We start from the raw sequence: 13,709 nt of genomic DNA on the forward strand, positions 1-13,709 counted from the left end.
GCCCTGGTGATCGGGCCAGAAGCGTGCCCTTCGGGTCCAAGGCCTATGACCGTGGCGGATGAGCATTACACGCCCGTCACGCCGATCACTTGGCATGGTCTCCATCGGCAGCGTGTTCATCCCATCGGCCATACCGTCTCCACCTCCATCATCTGCGACGGGAATGGCTGCGCCAGCTTGCAGGCCGCATCGAAGTCGCCGGTCAGCCAGGCCTCGTAATCCTCGGGATGGAGGATCACCGGCATCGCCTTCGGGTGCAGCGGCGCCACCAGCGCGCACGGCTCGCAGGTCAGGAACGCATATTCGCCGCCGCGCCAGATCCCGGCGAACGCGCCCACGGGATAGGCCGGCAGCTTGAACCAATGCTCGCCCTTCTTGCCGATTTCGGGATGCGGATCGAGCGTCGGTTCGGCGAAGGTGGTGAAAGGCACCAGGCAGCGCTGTTCGGGCTTCGCGAGCGTCGATTTCCAGAAAGGGCTAGAGAGGTTGCGGACGTTGGTGACGGCCTTGTCGAGCATCTTACCCGAGGCGCCCTTGATCTTGGTCGTGATGCCCCAGGAGCGAACATCGGTCGCGATCTTGCCGGCCTCTTGGCGAACGATGAGGCCCTTGCGCTTCGGGTAGACATCGCTGGCGAAGGGTTCTTCTGGCATCGACAGCGACCATCCGATGTACTCGCGCCAGCTCGGGATCGCCTCCGGGTTCGTGCGGTAATGGTTGCACATGCGGAACTCCCCCCGGATATAGCGGCCTGATGCGAGCACACCATAAATCGCTGATCGGCGGCCTGTCGATGATCCTGGCTCTCACCGCGGCGGTCATAGGCTGGAGCGAATTCGGGGCCGCCGGAGCTTCGTCGGACGCGCCAAGCTTCGCCTGTCCCTCACCTGAGCACCACGACGGGGACGCCATTCGCTGCGGCAGCGCCGGACGCTCGATGCGGCTCTACGGGATCGACGCCCCTGAGATGCCAGGAGCGTGTCGCCCAGGTCGCCAATGCACGCCCGGCGACCCGTATGCATCCCGCGATCATTTGCGCGGGCTTACCGCCGGCCGCAATGTCCGGTGCGAACAGGTCGACCAGGACCGCTATGGTCGCGCCGTGGTGCGCTGCTCGGCAGATGGTGTGGATCTGTCCTGCCAGATGGTGCGGGACGGCTTCGCGGTCGAGCGCTATGGGCGGCTGGATTGCTGACCGCTACCGTGGCCGCCTCCTGATCAGCTCCCGCCGCTCCTCATCCGTGCAGACCGCCCATAGCAACTGATCGATTCCGCGCGGTGGCGGGTCGAGCCGGAAGTCACGCCCGTGCAGCAGAGGCACCACCTTCTCCCGGCCGAGCTTCTCCGCCGATCGCCGCGCCGTGTCGGCTCGCATCCATTTCTCGACCTGTTCCTGAGTCCACAGCGGCCGCATGACGCCGCCCTGGTAGAAGAAACGGTTCCAGCCCCGGCAGCCGCGCGTCAGCTTGCAGCGGGCCCGCCTGTTCACCAAGGAAAAGTCGGCCCCCTTCTTCGTGATAATCGCGTCGAGATCGACGTCACGACCTTCCCGGCAGGTATCGCAGGAAACCCGGACGCCAAAGTGATCAGGCTTCTCGTCGCGCGCCGCCTTCATGGCGCCGACGGTGTGGGTCCAGGCCGGGAAGAACGCCGGCCCGCGTCGAGCGCCCATCGATCATCAAGCCGCCTCGATGTCGGCCGCTGTGATCCGGATCAGGCGCTTGCCGTCCAGATCCTCCACGTCCTGGGTGGTCTTCTTGTGGCGCAGGATGACGGTGATGATCTCGATCTGGTCGTTTACGATCGACGCCGGCGGCATCATGTGGCGGTCGCCGCGCAGGAGCTCGAGCGCGCCCTTTTCCAGCCGGACGATGTTGGAGCCGTCGATTAGGTCGTAATCGGCGAGCGGCACGCTCTCGTCCGTCATCGTGTCGAACAGGTCGGGCCCGTAGAAATAGGCGTCCGTCTCGATCCGCGCGCTGGCGCGCTGCTGTGCCGGGAGGGACCGCGCCGCGGCGATCGCGCCGGCCAGGTCGCCGCGGTACAGGGTCTCGACCTGCGGATCGGTCTCATAGGTTTCGCGGGCGCGTGTCTTCGCGCCGTGGTGCGTGCGCACCAGCGTTGCTGTGCTCATGATCGTGTCCATATGCGGGCGTCGCGCCCGACTCGTGTTGGGGTGCGATTATGAGAACACAGTGAGAACAAAAGAGTCAAGCCGGGGCCGTCAGAAGTCGACGCCGCGGGCCTCCATCTCGTTGGCGATCCGGTCGATATCAGGGTCGTCCGGCTCCTTCGACGAATAGAGCGCTACGAGCTCGGCGTCGGTCAGCTTCGATAGGTCGGGCAGGTCATCCATGATGGTAAGACGCGGATCGGCGGAAGCGGTTCCTCAAACGCACAACTCTTCATGACTGCGGCCAAGATTTTAACTCGCTCTCGTTCTAATTGATGCGGGTGGCGGTACGGGTTAGCGATGGGGAGCGGAGGGGCTGATGGCGCAATTTTTGAAATGGTCCGGGCGAGTATTGGCTGCCATTTTTTTCTTTCTAACAACGCTGGGCGCCCTCAAACCAAGTGAGTTCGTTGCCACGCTCGCCGATTGGGCGACGTTTCTACGGCTAAATCGCGCCGCAATCTGGCTTATGTCAGTCCCAGCAAATCACGCGGTGCAACTCGTCGCGGTGGGAATTCTCGGCTTCCTTAGTGGCTTATTCGTCGCAAAGCTCGGGACGCTGTTGACGTCGACCGCAGTCGACGCTCCTCAACGACATAATGTTCTGGAGCCTGATCTGCCGCTGAACGAAGCGCTCAACTATATACTTGATAGGACGGAATGGGGGGCCGAGTTGGTTCGCACCGACGCCCAGCTCGCGGAAGTCGAGATTACCTTCAAAGATAAGGTCGTTCATTATGGACTTCGGGTCTGGGGACGCCAAGGTAGCCGCGCGATTGAGTTAATCGATCCTATATTTCTAAATGATGAAAATATCGATTTTCGTAACAATAAAATCGGCCGGACGTGGACTGTCTGGTCGGATGCCAGAGTCTGCAAAGCTCAAATAGAATCGATCTGGCCACCTATACCGAACGCCGATGGCTGATTCGGCGAAAAATGATTATACCGTGTTAGCCCCCTTACTAAGAAATCAATCCACCTTCGCCGCCGCAACGATGTCGAAATCCCATCCGCGGTCAAGCCAGATGAAGTTCCCCGCCCGCCGCGGTGCCGGGCTCTCCTGACCACACCGGAAGCGCAGCCAGACCATAGCGTTCGGATCCTTGGGCGAGGCGCTCGTGCCGGGGTTCGGGCGCCAAGCGCGGTCGGTGGTCATCAGGCCGGGATCTCCGGGAGCGTCCACGACCAGCGAACCTTGTCCTCGGCCTCGATCGACCGCGCAGCACGCCGCCGGCTCGGCCGGTTCCACGATTCGGCGTCGACGGTCGCCTCGCGGACGGCTCCCGTCGCGCGCAGGCTCGCGCCGCTTTCCCGCGCCAACGTATAGGTCAGCAACCGGGTGCCGCCCATCTGCTGCCAGATGCGCTTGCACCGTGCCTCTAAGCGCGAGCAGGCATTGCGCGGCGCCGCCGGCGAAACGCAGCAACGGAGCAGTTCGGCCGCGCCTGGCCGTTGGAGCATCCGCGCGACCGGTCGCCCGACGATCGCAGCGCCGACGAGCTCGCCGCCGACCTCGATCCCGATCGCGAACTTCCCGCCGTCGTTGGACGTGCGGGCGCTGTGTCGGTGGTGCTGCTCGACGAAATCGTTCGCCTCGCGCAGGGTGAGGGGGACGATTTTCATCAGTTGAGCCCGACCTGGCCGGCGGGGGTGGTCATTTGTGCTTCATCCGCGCAGGAATTGGATCACCACGCTTGAATGCCTCGATTATCTCCTTCCGCGTCCGATCTATCGCCGACTTCAAAGGCTCGCCGACCGTACCGTCATCGTAAAGGGGGCGGATGCCACCCCAGCTCAGCCATCCGACCGTGCGCCTCATCATCACCCTTCCCACCCGAACATCTTGTCGATCTCGGTCATGTCGAGGCGGCCCTCCACAGGATGGGCGCTTGATCACGCGCGATGCGGTGCTTGCCCCGGGCCATCGGATGGATCGGCGCGCCAGACTTCGTCCTCCCCCAGCACCAGAGGTCCGGGTAGGGCTCGACCCCGGTCGAGATCTGCTCAACGACATGGTCGACCCAGAAGTCGTCCCACGCGATGTTACCCCAGCAGACGAACACCTGGTCGGCAGCCTTGGCGAGCGCGACGATATGGTCGACGTTCGCCAGCAACGCGTCTCGATCGTGCCACTCGCCACCGAACGCTTCCTCGACCCGCCGCCGGCATGCGCGCGGGTCTGGCGTCACGAAGGGATAGAGGTTGGCCGCATCGTAGGCGCCGAAGCCGAAAAGCTGGAACCAGGCATTCCACCACAGCGATGTCGGATCGTCTCGGTCGATTCCCGCGTCCGAAGGGTTACAGCCGATGACTAGCGCGCGCGGGCCCGGAGCCCATTGCCGCGACAGGGTCCGGCGGATCGTCGGGGTGGCGAAGTCGGCGCTCCGCTGCATGACGGGCGCGCCGAAGAGGTCGATCTCGGTCATTGCCTGCGCTCCATGCCCGCCAGCACCCGTTCGCAATCGATCCAATGAGGCTCCGTCGGGATCGGGTACGGCTGCCCCCGGCGATGCCAGTCGCGCACCGCCGCCTCGAATATCTCGATGCCCGCACCGAACCCGAGATCGCGCAGGATGTCGTTGGTCAGCAGATCCAGTGCGCGATGGGCGGCATGGCCCGGCATAGTCGCCACGATTTCGCGACAGCGGCGGGCAAACCCGGCAGGCGTCCTTTCGCTGGGCCGATCCCGCCACTTGGTCGCGAGGTCGACATGCTGACGCGCCTGGTCGAGCATCGGCAGCGTATCGGCGAATTGCGTCACACTCGTCCCGTCGAAGGAGTCAGCTTCCTCCGCCCCGCAGAGGAATATCCGCCGAGCGCTATTCACCCGGCCGACGTGGAGATAGCAACCAGCCTCGCGGGCCAGCGCGCCCCAGAGCGGAAGGGTCGTCTCTTTCCAATCATCGGTGCCGCCGACGAAGATTCCGACGCGCGGGCCGAGGAAGGGAGCGATCATAGCGGGCGTCATCCCATCCTGGACAACGATCAGCAGAATCGACGGATGCCCCCGCATCTCCGGCAGCCATTGCAGCGTCAGGTCTAGGCTCTCCAGACCTCGAAAGGGAACATCGGGCAGCGCCAGCCATAGAGCGCGATCACCGAGCCAGTCGACAAAGCGGAGGAAGCGGTCTCGCTTGAACGGTAGCGGATCATCCCGCTCGGTCCATTGACCGTTGTCAGCGCCGATGAGATCGAACCCCTCGTCGCGCCAGACGCCGCTCGCCGAGACGAGGATGCCCCAGCCAGCGGCGCGCGCCGCATCGAGGTTGCGCTTGGTGCCGGTACGGGAGAAGAACGGCGTCATCGCTCGAGCTCCCGAGCGACGCGGCGCATGATGTTGATGAGGATGCGCGGATCCTTCACCCGCACGGAGACGTCGTTGCCGCCCAGGGAGGCATGCCGGTACGCCCGGTCAAGCTGGCGCGCGAGCTGGCGCAGGGCCTTGGCGGTCGGGGTCATCGCCGACACCTTGCGCGCTCGCCCTGCTCATCACCGCAGAGCAGGCATTCGCCGAGGTACCCGGTCTGGTTGGTCTCGCATCGCGCCGGCGTGCCCCATTCGGCAGCCTGAGCCGCCCTGGCGCGGATCCCGACATCCACGCGCACCGGGTCGGTGTCCAGTTCAAGACGGGCGCGGGCGGCAGCGATCGCCTCTGGTGTCCAGCCGCCGGTCATCGCGCGCATTCTGCGCAAAAGATGCCCGGCCGATGATCGTCCGCATCCGGGCACCATGACTGATGGTTGACGGGCCACGCATCCCAAGTTCGACGCCTCAGGGCGGTCGATCCGCGGACAGGTTTGAAATCCGGACCCTGGCAGTAATGCTTAGCGCGCTTGTCGTAGATGACGTCGGCGTTGAGGGCGAGATAGGCCTGAATATCCATGCTGGCCTGTGGCATCGAAATGCCGAAGTACTGGATCAGGTTATCGCGATTGAGTCGCCCATAGTCGAAGAGGCGATCTTCGATCCAATCGAGACGGCGCTCGGTAAACCACGTCATTGCCGCCCTCCGCTTCGCGCCACCTCGGCCTGCCGCCGCGCCCAGAACCGCATCCACCAGCGCTTGTGCGCACCCGGCCGCGACTTCGACCAGCAGACGTGACCACCGCCGACCTCGAAGCGATCGCCGTCGAACTCGACGATGTCATCGCTGCCCAGCCGGGTTTCGATCTGGTCGTATTCGATGAAGCCCTTGTTCCAGTCGGGATGGAACACGCCGTCCATGTCTCGGCCACCGCGAGGCCAGCCGACCACGTAGGGCCGGTGATAGAAGACCACCGTCCGGCGGAGGCAGCAGAACGGCAGGCAGCGGGACGGGTTCGGCGCCTTGGTCGCCAGAGGTTCCCAGATTGCGATCAGGTGACGGGCATCTGGCAGCCGCGCGGCCAGGACGTCGGCGATGTCCGGCGCCGGCTCAGCGAACTTGCCCGCCCAATAATGGAAGCGCAGCGCAGCGGCCTCCATGTCCTCCATGGGAACCTCGTCTTCCCAGCCGGGGCGACGGCGGCTCATGCGGCCCTCACAGCAACGTCGGCTGATCGGGCGAGGCCCAGCAAGAGGTCGCGGAAGGGCAGCGGCGTATGGATGCGAGGGTTGCTGTCCATCCCCCCCCCTCTCGCGCCCACTTCACCAAGACGCTTGGCCCGTTTCAGCCCCATGCGTTCAACGACCGCCGGATCAAGCCGTGGCTCGCCAATCCCCCAGTCCAGGTCAGGCAGATCGGCCGGATGAATGCGGTAAACTAGCAACAGCGTTGGCTTGCGGGCGTAGTGGCCATAGCGCCCCTGCTCGACGCAGCAGGTCCAGCCACCATCGAACAAGCCCGAACTGATCCATCCGCCTTCTCGCGGCGGCACATTGATGCCGAAATGCGGCCACGCCCAACTGCCCCACGGATGCTCAATCACGCCGCCGTACAACCGGGCGACACGATGGGAATGCGCGAAGCATCCGCCATCGTCGCCTTTGCGCTTCCTGATCCCTGTGCGCTTGACGGTCAGGGGTTGCCCGAACCACATCTTCCCCCAGCGCTGACAGGGGCTGTGGCTGACCACCGGCCACGGACCATCGTACTTTCGGGCATCCCGGGCTTCATCCCATGGATCGACATCAGGCAGGCCGAAGTAGCATCCGTCCGTTTCGACGTAGAGGGCCGCGACCTTCATCAGCAGCCCTCCCGCTGGACCGGCCAGTCGGTGGCGGACTGCGCCTCCTCGGCCTCCATCATCTCGGCGGCGCGGCGGTGGGCCGAAGCCTGAGCTAGCATGTGAAGCGCGATTTCGTAGCGCTGCTGTCCATGAAGGCGTTCGGCTTCGGCGACGTAGGCCGCCTCATAGGCCCGCGCGACGCGGATGTGGGGACGGAGCGCGCTCATGCTGCACCCCCGAAACGCAGGCTCAGGCGAGGGCGAAAATGGATGATCTCAGGGTTAGACATTGCGGCGTGTGCGCCGCAGATTTCCGTGCCCCCTTTCTCAGGGGTTAGACACGGTAAGTTGTTGAATCCGGCGTTTTGGGAGTGCCCGGCTCGGGCCTCCACCTCCCTACAGTCTTAACGATGGTTCGTTCCCGTCCGGGGCTGCGGCGGCGTGCGCCGATCGATGCGATCGGCCGATTCGGCCGATCCATTCGGAGCGCCTGATGTCGGAGGGGTGCCGTTCGCGGGAGAAGTTCGCCGGTCGCCGGCGGTAAAGGCCGATCGCCCGCTGGTGGGGGCCAAACGGACGATCGACCATTTCCCATGCCCGGCCCGTCGATCGTCCCGTTGGGGGTAGGACTTTCGGCGCGACGCAGCGATGGAGCGCAGCGAACTGCTGCGGCAATGAAACCCAGCCGATCGGCGACTGGCAGTGTCTCTCCGTCTCTGTAACCGTTACAGTCGCGATAAGGAGACGCCTTCAATCTGCGAATGACTTGCACCGATTTTCAGGCTATCGCCTTGCGGGCATGAACGACGCTCGCGAGGTGACCGCCGATCGGGACGAAGGGGCGGCGGCCGGCCGGCCGGCGAATCCCGCGTTGAGCGATGCCGAACTGATGCGGCAGGAGCTCGATACCGTGATCGCGTCGCCCGATTTCGCGCGCGCGCCGATCATGAAACGGTTGCTCTCCTTCCTGGTGGGCGAAACCGCCTCCGGCCGCGGCGATCAGCTCAAGGCCTATTCGGTGGCGGTCGACGGGCTTGGCCGCGCGCCGGACTATGACGCCCGCGCCGACAGCTATCCGCGCGTCCAGGTCGGCCGGCTGCGGCGCATGCTCGACAATCACTACCGGACGAACCAGCCTGTCAACGGCCTGCGCCTGACGATCCCCAGCGGTCGCTATCGCGTCGCGCTGCGGCCCGCCGAGGAACCGGCCGGTCCGGATGCGGCGGCGCCCCCCGCCCTGCCCCAGCGCCCGTTCCAGTTCGGCTGGCACATCGCGCTGTTGCTGCTGCTGGTCGGTCTGGCGGCGGCGCTGACGCTCCACTTCCTGCCGATGCGGACGACGCCGCCCAATGCCGGCCGCGAGCGGCCGATCCTGGAGATCGGTGGAACGACGATGGCCCAGGACAGCCCGCTCGGCAAACTGGTCCGCGTCACGCTGATCAACGGGCTGGGCCGGAGCGACATGTTCGACGTGCGGCCGCTGCGCCGCTCGGCCGTCAATGGTGCGACCACCGCGCCTGCCGCCGCCGTCGCGACCATTCCGCAGGCCCGCTATCGGCTGGGCGGGGACCTGATCGGCGGCGAGCATCCCCGCCTGTTCCTGCGCCTGCTGCGGGTCGCGCCCGACCGGCTGATCTGGTCGGGCGACATCAGCCTGGGCGATGCCGGCCAGCTCGACGGCGAGGCGCTCGAGCAGCGGCTGGCGCCGATGATCGCCACGATCGGCCGCGTCAACGGCCTGATCGCGACCCACGAGCTGCAGGAGAATGGGGGGATCGAGGCGGCCGGCTACAGCTGCCTGCTGCTCTATCACCGCTACCGCAAGGAACGGACGACCGAGGAGCTCCGCCACGTCCAGGCATGCGTCGAAAAGAGCCTGAAGCGCGATCCCGACAATGCCCAGCTCCAGGCCGCCGCCGCCCAGCTCGCCATCGAGAAGATGGTCAGCTCGGACACCGACCCGCGCGACCGGTCCGCGCTGCTGCTGACCGCCCGCCGCCATGCCCAGATCGCCGGCTCGATCGACCCGCTCGACGCCTGGGGCAACGCCGCGCGCGCGCGCGTCGCGGTGGCGCGCAACGCCTGTGCGCAGGCGGTCGGTTTCGCGATACGGGCAAGCGAACTCCAGCCCTATGATCCGGCGCTGCTCGCCGATGCCGGCGTCTATCTGCTCGACTGCGACGATCCCCGCGCCGAATCGCTAATCCGGCGGGCGATCACGCTCGACGACGATCCCGAGGGCCGCTTCTACGGACCGCTCCTGCTGCTCGCCATCGCCCGCGACGACCAGGTGATGGCGCGCGAGGCACTGACGCACATGGCGCCGCCCGTGCTGGGCCGGCACGCTCTCTTCTTCCTGACCAGTGCGGTCGGCTATGCGATGGTCGGCGACGTCCCCCGCGCCCGCGCGGCATGGGCGCAGCTTGAGGAAGGCAGCGGCCCGGTCGCTCGCGATCCGCGGGGTTTTCTCGAACGCATCGGCTATGCCGCCAAGGTTCGCGAGCGGGCGATGATCCATCTGCGCAACGCGCGCCTGATCGCGAACTGAAGAGGGATGCCTCGCCGGCGGAATGACTTTCGTTCCGTCGGATTGACGGATATTATGGCAGCCGTCGTAGGGCAAACGGCGTCATCCGGGGTTCGCACCGGATAAATGGGAGCAGGAGCGATATCCGCGATCCTCGATCTTCCGCACCGGCTGGCGGGGCGGAAACCGGATCTGGCGACCGACGTCGTGGTGGCGACGGCCGGCGTCGGGCTTGCCGTGGCCGGCCGGCTGATCGTCGACATCTTCGCGCCCGGCGTGCTCGCCTATTCGTTCGTCTTCCCTGCGGTGATTTTCTCCTGCCTGATCGCAGGCCTGAGGTCGGGGCTGATCGTCACGGTGATCTGCCAATTGCTGATCTGGTATTTCGTGATCCCGCCCCAGCGCGATTTCGCGATCGACTTCCCGCACGGCGTGGGCCTTTTCGTGGCGACGGCGTCGCTGCTGCTGACCGCCTGGGTGGTCGCCGGCTTCCGCGCCGCCGCCTTCCGGCTGCGCGAGGAGCAGCAGCGCCATGTCGAGCTGCTGTCGCTGGCGCTGCGCGAGGTCGACCATAGAACCCGCAACAATTTCCAGATCGCCGCCTCGCTGCTGCTGTCGCGCGCCGCCGGACAAGACAATCCCGAGCTGCGCGGCGAGCTGCAGGCTGCCGCCGGACGGCTCCAGTCGCTGGCTTCGGTCTATTCCAACCTAGCGCTCAGCAGCACCAACCTGTCGACCGTGATGCTCCACGAACATCTGCGCGAGATCTGCGAACGCATCCGCGACGGCATGCTGCCCGCCGGCGTGACCCTGAGCGTCGACGCCGAACCGATCGAGGTGCCGGCGCAGACCGCCGTGTCCATCGCGCTGATCGTCAACGAATGCCTTACCAACGCCGCCAAGCACGCCTTCCCCGAAGGGGTGGGCGCGGTCGCGGTCTGGCTGCGCCCCGACGCGGAGGGGAACATCCTCGTCACCATTGAGGACGACGGCGCCGGACACAACCCGGACCGCAGCCACGGCACCGGTTCGAAGCTGATGGACATGCTGGCGCGCTCGCTCGGCGCCGAGCTTCAGATCAGCAGCGGCACCACGATCGACCGCGGCACCCGCTGCGAGCTGAAGGTGCCGCACGGCAGCCTCGCCCATGGCTGAACCTGTTGGAGGCTCTCCTAGCCGAACCGGCCCGTCACATAGTCCCGGGTGCGCTGGCCGCGCGGATTGGCGAAAAGCTCCTCGGTCGGCTGGAACTCCATCATCCGGCCGAGATACATGAAGCCGGTATAGTTGGAGATGCGCGCCGCCTGCTGAAGGTTGTGGGTCACGATCACGATCGTGAAGTCCTGGCGCAGCTCGATCAGCGTCTCCTCGAGCTTCGCCGTCGACACCGGATCGAGCGCCGAGGCCGGCTCGTCGAGCAGCAGCACATCGGGTTCCACCGCGATGCCGCGGGCGACGCACAGGCGCTGCTGCTGGCCGCCCGACAGGCCGAGGCCCGAGGAGTGGAGCTTGTCCTTCACCTCGTCCCACAGAGCCGCGCGGCGCAGCGACTTCTCCACGATCTGGTCCATCTCGGCGCGGCTCTTGCGCTGGTAGAGACGCACGCCGAAGGCGACATTGTCGTAGATCGACATCGGGAAAGGCGTCGGCTTCTGGAACACCATGCCGACGCGGGCGCGCAGGCCCGCCACGTCGACCGGCGAACGGATCATCGCGGTGTCGTCCCCGCCGCCGTCGCGATCGCGCAGCCGTTGCAGGCTCCTGCGATCGGCGAGCACGTCGTGTCCGTCGAGCAGGATGCGGCCGACCGCATGCTGCTTCGGATAAAGATCGTAGATTCGGTTCAGCGCGCGCAACAGGGTCGACTTGCCGCAGCCCGAGGGGCCGATCAGCGCGGTGATCTTGTTCCGCTCGACCGGCAGGTCGACGCCGTAGAGCGCCTGCGTCTTGCCGTAGAAGAAGTCGAGCTTGCGCGCCTCGATCGCCAGCGCGTCACGGGGCGGAAAGGCGAGATGGACTTCCTCGGACAGGTGCGACGGAAGGTCGGTCATGAACGGCGGGCCTCCCGGGCGACGATGCGCCCGATGATGTTGATGGACAGAACGGCGGCGGCGATCAGCAGCGCACCCACCCAGGCCAGGCGCTGCCAATCCTCATAGGCGGACAGGGCGAACTGGAAGATGGTGGTCGGCAGGCTGGCCATCGGCTGGGTCAGCTCGGTCGAGAAGAACTGGTTGCCGAGCGCGGTGAACAGCAGCGGCGCGGTTTCGCCGCTGATCCGGGCGAAGCCGAGCAGCGCACCGGTGACGAGGCCGGCGCGGGCCGACTTCCAGACGATCTTGCGGATCACGAAAGCGCGGCTGGCGCCGAGCGCCATGCCCGCCTCGCGCAGCGCGCTCGGCTGGAGGCTCAGGATGTCCTCGGTCGTGCGGGTGACGATCGGCATGGCGAGGATGGCGAGGGCGACGCCGCCCGCCCAGGCCGAGAAGCCGTGGAAGGGCCGCACCAATATCTCGTAGACGAACAGGCCGATCAGGATCGACGGCGCCGACAGCAGCACGTCGTTGAGGAAGCGGACGACCTGGCCATAGCGGGTGTTGCCGCCATATTCGGACAGCCAGGTTCCGGCGAGGACGCCGACCACGACCGCGATCGCCAGACCGATTCCGCACATGATCAGCGATCCCATGATCGCGTTCGACAAGCCGCCTTCGGAGCCCGGTGCCGGCTGGGTCATGGTGAAGATCTTGGTATCCAGCCCGCCGATGCCCCTGCTGAGCAGCGACCAGAGGGTCAGCACCAGCGCCGTGAGCGCGATCAGCGTCGCGATCGCGGTCAGGATGACGAAGGCGATGTTGGAGAGGCGGCGTACGAGGGCGCGGTCCATCGCTGTCCTCCTCAATGGCGCTGGCTGCCGAGGAGCGCGCGGGCGATCGCGAGCACCCCGAAGGTGATCAGGAAGAGGACCAGGCCGAGCGCGACGAGCGCGGCGCTGTGCATGTCGCTGGTCGCCTCCGCGAACTCGTTGGCGATCGTCGAGGCGATGGTCGAGCCCGAGGCGAACACCGAATCGGGAAAGCCATGGGCGTTTCCGATGATGAAGGTCACCGCCATCGTCTCACCCAGCGCGCGGCCGAGGCCGAGCATGATCACGCCGACCATGCCGCGCCGGACATAGGGGATGACGACCGCGCGGATCACCTCGAACGGCGTGCAGCCCAGGCCGTAGGCGGCCTCGCGGAGCTGCGCGGGGACGGTCATGAACAGCTCGCGGAACACCGCCGCCATATAGGGCAGGATCATGATCGCGAGGATCACCGAGGCGGTGAAGATGTTGGCGCCGTTGGGGATGCCGGAGAAGAGTTTCTCCTGCCAGGAGCCGGGCTCGGCCTCCATCATCAGCGGAAGCTGGACATGTTCGGCGAACCAGGGGGCGAGGACGAACAGACCCCACATGCCGTAGACGATCGAAGGGATGCCGGCGAGCAGCTCGACCGCGATCGCCACCGGCTGGGCCACCGGGCGCGGGCAGAACTCGACCAGGAACACCGCGACGCCGATCGCCAGCGGCAGCGCCATCACCAGCGCCAGCAGCGCGGTAGCGAGGGTGCCGACGACGGGTCCCGCCGCGCCATAGACTTCGGTGACGGGATTCCATTCGCTGGAGGTGAGGAAGCCGAAGCCGAAATGCTCGATCGCCGGCCAGCCGCCGATCGCGAGGCTGACGACCACCCCGCCCAGCGTGACCAGCAGCAGCGTCGCCGCCCCGAAACAGGCGGCGTGGAACAGGGTTTCCCCTGCCGAGCCGGACGTACCGAAGCGTGCGGTGTCAGGTGGAGCAGCGCTTGCCATGTTTCCCT

The 13,709-nt window shown here is 66.2% G+C and carries 21 protein-coding genes; 4 read left to right on the forward strand and 17 right to left on the reverse strand.

What is annotated here, in order from left to right; genetic code table 11:
• Positions 1-116 precede the first annotated feature (116 nt).
• Entirely contained in the window at positions 117-725 is a 609-nt protein-coding gene (locus tag B5X82_RS07555) for an SOS response-associated peptidase family protein (protein ID WP_079647512.1), read from the reverse strand.
• A 29-nt stretch (positions 726-754) separates the two neighbouring features.
• On the opposite strand from B5X82_RS07555, the gene B5X82_RS07560 reads away from it, so the two are divergent.
• A complete protein-coding gene (locus tag B5X82_RS07560) occupies positions 755-1,195 on the forward strand; it encodes a thermonuclease family protein (protein ID WP_235862625.1) in 441 nt (146 codons plus the stop codon).
• A 3-nt stretch (positions 1,196-1,198) separates the two neighbouring features.
• On the opposite strand, the gene B5X82_RS07565 is transcribed toward B5X82_RS07560, so the two are convergent.
• The 3 genes from B5X82_RS07565 to B5X82_RS27215 form a co-directional block, all read right to left on the reverse strand.
• Positions 1,199-1,672, reverse strand: a complete 474-nt coding sequence (locus B5X82_RS07565; RefSeq protein ID WP_079647513.1) for a hypothetical protein — start codon at positions 1,670-1,672, stop codon at positions 1,199-1,201.
• Positions 1,673-1,678: 6 nt separating this feature from the next.
• Positions 1,679-2,134: a hypothetical protein gene (locus B5X82_RS07570; protein WP_139385050.1), complete on the reverse strand. Its 456-nt coding sequence runs from the start codon at positions 2,132-2,134 to the stop codon at positions 1,679-1,681.
• Between the two features lie 90 nt (positions 2,135-2,224).
• Positions 2,225-2,356: a hypothetical protein gene (locus B5X82_RS27215; protein WP_268878217.1), complete on the reverse strand. Its 132-nt coding sequence runs from the start codon at positions 2,354-2,356 to the stop codon at positions 2,225-2,227.
• Between the two features lie 136 nt (positions 2,357-2,492).
• Between B5X82_RS27215 and B5X82_RS26265 the strand changes: the two genes are divergently transcribed.
• A complete protein-coding gene (locus B5X82_RS26265; RefSeq protein ID WP_139385051.1) occupies positions 2,493-3,101 on the forward strand; it encodes a hypothetical protein in 609 nt (202 codons plus the stop codon).
• A 45-nt stretch (positions 3,102-3,146) separates the two neighbouring features.
• Here B5X82_RS26265 and B5X82_RS07580 read toward each other — a convergent pair whose 3' ends face one another.
• The 10 genes from B5X82_RS07580 to B5X82_RS07620 all read right to left on the reverse strand — a co-directional run bounded on the left by B5X82_RS07580 (position 3,147) and on the right by B5X82_RS07620 (position 7,550).
• A complete protein-coding gene (locus B5X82_RS07580) occupies positions 3,147-3,332 on the reverse strand; it encodes a hypothetical protein (RefSeq protein ID WP_079647516.1) in 186 nt (61 codons plus the stop codon).
• Positions 3,332-3,799, reverse strand: a complete 468-nt coding sequence (locus tag B5X82_RS07585; RefSeq protein ID WP_079647517.1) for an XF1762 family protein — start codon at positions 3,797-3,799, stop codon at positions 3,332-3,334. The genes B5X82_RS07580 and B5X82_RS07585 overlap by 1 nt, the downstream gene beginning before the upstream one ends.
• Before the next feature lie 233 nt (positions 3,800-4,032).
• Entirely contained in the window at positions 4,033-4,602 is a 570-nt protein-coding gene (locus tag B5X82_RS07590) for a DUF1643 domain-containing protein (RefSeq protein ID WP_079647518.1), read from the reverse strand.
• A complete protein-coding gene (locus tag B5X82_RS07595) occupies positions 4,599-5,480 on the reverse strand; it encodes a hypothetical protein (protein ID WP_079647519.1) in 882 nt (293 codons plus the stop codon). Before B5X82_RS07595 ends, B5X82_RS07590 begins: the two co-directional genes overlap by 4 nt.
• A complete protein-coding gene (locus B5X82_RS26720) occupies positions 5,477-5,635 on the reverse strand; it encodes a hypothetical protein (RefSeq protein ID WP_176152503.1) in 159 nt (52 codons plus the stop codon). Before B5X82_RS26720 ends, B5X82_RS07595 begins: the two co-directional genes overlap by 4 nt.
• Entirely contained in the window at positions 5,632-5,850 is a 219-nt protein-coding gene (locus tag B5X82_RS07600; RefSeq protein WP_139385052.1) for a hypothetical protein, read from the reverse strand. The genes B5X82_RS26720 and B5X82_RS07600 overlap by 4 nt, the downstream gene beginning before the upstream one ends.
• Positions 5,847-6,176, reverse strand: coding sequence for a hypothetical protein (locus B5X82_RS07605; RefSeq protein ID WP_079647521.1), 330 nt, complete (start codon positions 6,174-6,176; stop codon positions 5,847-5,849). Before B5X82_RS07605 ends, B5X82_RS07600 begins: the two co-directional genes overlap by 4 nt.
• On the reverse strand, positions 6,173-6,688 hold the full coding sequence (locus tag B5X82_RS07610; RefSeq protein ID WP_139385053.1) for a hypothetical protein: 516 nt from the start codon (positions 6,686-6,688) through the stop codon (positions 6,173-6,175). Before B5X82_RS07610 ends, B5X82_RS07605 begins: the two co-directional genes overlap by 4 nt.
• The gene (locus B5X82_RS07615) at positions 6,685-7,341 is read right to left on the reverse strand and encodes a hypothetical protein (protein ID WP_079647523.1); all 657 of its coding nucleotides are present in this window, start codon (positions 7,339-7,341) and stop codon (positions 6,685-6,687) included. Before B5X82_RS07615 ends, B5X82_RS07610 begins: the two co-directional genes overlap by 4 nt.
• Positions 7,341-7,550 carry a hypothetical protein gene (locus tag B5X82_RS07620; protein WP_079647524.1) on the reverse strand — a complete coding sequence of 70 codons (210 nt, stop codon included), beginning with the start codon at positions 7,548-7,550 and terminating at the stop codon, positions 7,341-7,343. Before B5X82_RS07620 ends, B5X82_RS07615 begins: the two co-directional genes overlap by 1 nt.
• A 571-nt stretch (positions 7,551-8,121) precedes the next feature.
• Between B5X82_RS07620 and B5X82_RS07625 the strand changes: the two genes are divergently transcribed.
• Both B5X82_RS07625 and B5X82_RS07630 read left to right on the forward strand, forming a co-directional pair.
• A complete protein-coding gene (locus B5X82_RS07625; protein WP_079647525.1) occupies positions 8,122-9,870 on the forward strand; it encodes a hypothetical protein in 1,749 nt (582 codons plus the stop codon).
• 105 nt (positions 9,871-9,975) lie between these two features.
• Complete coding sequence (locus B5X82_RS07630; RefSeq protein WP_223811268.1) at positions 9,976-11,004, forward strand: sensor histidine kinase; 1,029 nt, start codon at positions 9,976-9,978, stop codon at positions 11,002-11,004.
• 17 nt (positions 11,005-11,021) lie between these two features.
• Here B5X82_RS07630 and B5X82_RS07635 read toward each other — a convergent pair whose 3' ends face one another.
• From B5X82_RS07635 to pstC, 3 genes are read right to left on the reverse strand one after another with little or no spacing between them, the layout of a single operon-like run.
• Complete coding sequence (locus B5X82_RS07635) at positions 11,022-11,900, reverse strand: phosphate ABC transporter ATP-binding protein (RefSeq protein WP_079647526.1); 879 nt, start codon at positions 11,898-11,900, stop codon at positions 11,022-11,024.
• The gene (gene pstA / locus B5X82_RS07640) at positions 11,897-12,736 is read right to left on the reverse strand and encodes a phosphate ABC transporter permease PstA (RefSeq protein WP_079647527.1); all 840 of its coding nucleotides are present in this window, start codon (positions 12,734-12,736) and stop codon (positions 11,897-11,899) included. The genes B5X82_RS07635 and pstA overlap by 4 nt, the downstream gene beginning before the upstream one ends.
• An 11-nt stretch (positions 12,737-12,747) precedes the next feature.
• Entirely contained in the window at positions 12,748-13,701 is a 954-nt protein-coding gene (gene pstC, locus B5X82_RS07645; protein ID WP_079647528.1) for a phosphate ABC transporter permease subunit PstC, read from the reverse strand.
• Between the last annotated feature and the right edge of the window lie 8 nt (positions 13,702-13,709).

It is taken from the genome of Rhizorhabdus histidinilytica (assembly GCF_900167915.1).
Classification (GTDB): Bacteria; Pseudomonadota; Alphaproteobacteria; order Sphingomonadales; family Sphingomonadaceae; genus Rhizorhabdus; species Rhizorhabdus histidinilytica.

Coding starts and splice junctions, on each gene's coding strand:
- B5X82_RS07620 (WP_079647524.1), bottom strand. CDS start 7,550: ATGAGCGCGCTCCGTCCCCACATCCGCGTCGCGCGGGCCTATGAGGCG.
- B5X82_RS07595 (WP_079647519.1), bottom strand. CDS start 5,480: ATGACGCCGTTCTTCTCCCGTACCGGCACCAAGCGCAACCTCGATGCG.
- B5X82_RS07555 (WP_079647512.1), bottom strand. CDS start 725: ATGTGCAACCATTACCGCACGAACCCGGAGGCGATCCCGAGCTGGCGC.
- B5X82_RS07630 (WP_223811268.1), top strand. CDS start 9,976: ATGGGAGCAGGAGCGATATCCGCGATCCTCGATCTTCCGCACCGGCTG.
- pstC (WP_079647528.1), bottom strand. CDS start 13,701: ATGGCAAGCGCTGCTCCACCTGACACCGCACGCTTCGGTACGTCCGGC.
- B5X82_RS07580 (WP_079647516.1), bottom strand. CDS start 3,332: ATGACCACCGACCGCGCTTGGCGCCCGAACCCCGGCACGAGCGCCTCG.
- B5X82_RS26265 (WP_139385051.1), top strand. CDS start 2,493: ATGGCGCAATTTTTGAAATGGTCCGGGCGAGTATTGGCTGCCATTTTT.
- B5X82_RS27215 (WP_268878217.1), bottom strand. CDS start 2,356: ATGGATGACCTGCCCGACCTATCGAAGCTGACCGACGCCGAGCTCGTA.
- B5X82_RS07600 (WP_139385052.1), bottom strand. CDS start 5,850: ATGACCGGCGGCTGGACACCAGAGGCGATCGCTGCCGCCCGCGCCCGT.
- B5X82_RS26720 (WP_176152503.1), bottom strand. CDS start 5,635: ATGACCCCGACCGCCAAGGCCCTGCGCCAGCTCGCGCGCCAGCTTGAC.
- pstA (WP_079647527.1), bottom strand. CDS start 12,736: ATGGACCGCGCCCTCGTACGCCGCCTCTCCAACATCGCCTTCGTCATC.
- B5X82_RS07610 (WP_139385053.1), bottom strand. CDS start 6,688: ATGAGCCGCCGTCGCCCCGGCTGGGAAGACGAGGTTCCCATGGAGGAC.
- B5X82_RS07635 (WP_079647526.1), bottom strand. CDS start 11,900: ATGACCGACCTTCCGTCGCACCTGTCCGAGGAAGTCCATCTCGCCTTT.
- B5X82_RS07590 (WP_079647518.1), bottom strand. CDS start 4,602: ATGACCGAGATCGACCTCTTCGGCGCGCCCGTCATGCAGCGGAGCGCC.
- B5X82_RS07565 (WP_079647513.1), bottom strand. CDS start 1,672: ATGGGCGCTCGACGCGGGCCGGCGTTCTTCCCGGCCTGGACCCACACC.
- B5X82_RS07585 (WP_079647517.1), bottom strand. CDS start 3,799: ATGAAAATCGTCCCCCTCACCCTGCGCGAGGCGAACGATTTCGTCGAG.
- B5X82_RS07570 (WP_139385050.1), bottom strand. CDS start 2,134: ATGAGCACAGCAACGCTGGTGCGCACGCACCACGGCGCGAAGACACGC.
- B5X82_RS07615 (WP_079647523.1), bottom strand. CDS start 7,341: ATGAAGGTCGCGGCCCTCTACGTCGAAACGGACGGATGCTACTTCGGC.
- B5X82_RS07605 (WP_079647521.1), bottom strand. CDS start 6,176: ATGACGTGGTTTACCGAGCGCCGTCTCGATTGGATCGAAGATCGCCTC.
- B5X82_RS07560 (WP_235862625.1), top strand. CDS start 755: ATGCGAGCACACCATAAATCGCTGATCGGCGGCCTGTCGATGATCCTG.
- B5X82_RS07625 (WP_079647525.1), top strand. CDS start 8,122: ATGAACGACGCTCGCGAGGTGACCGCCGATCGGGACGAAGGGGCGGCG.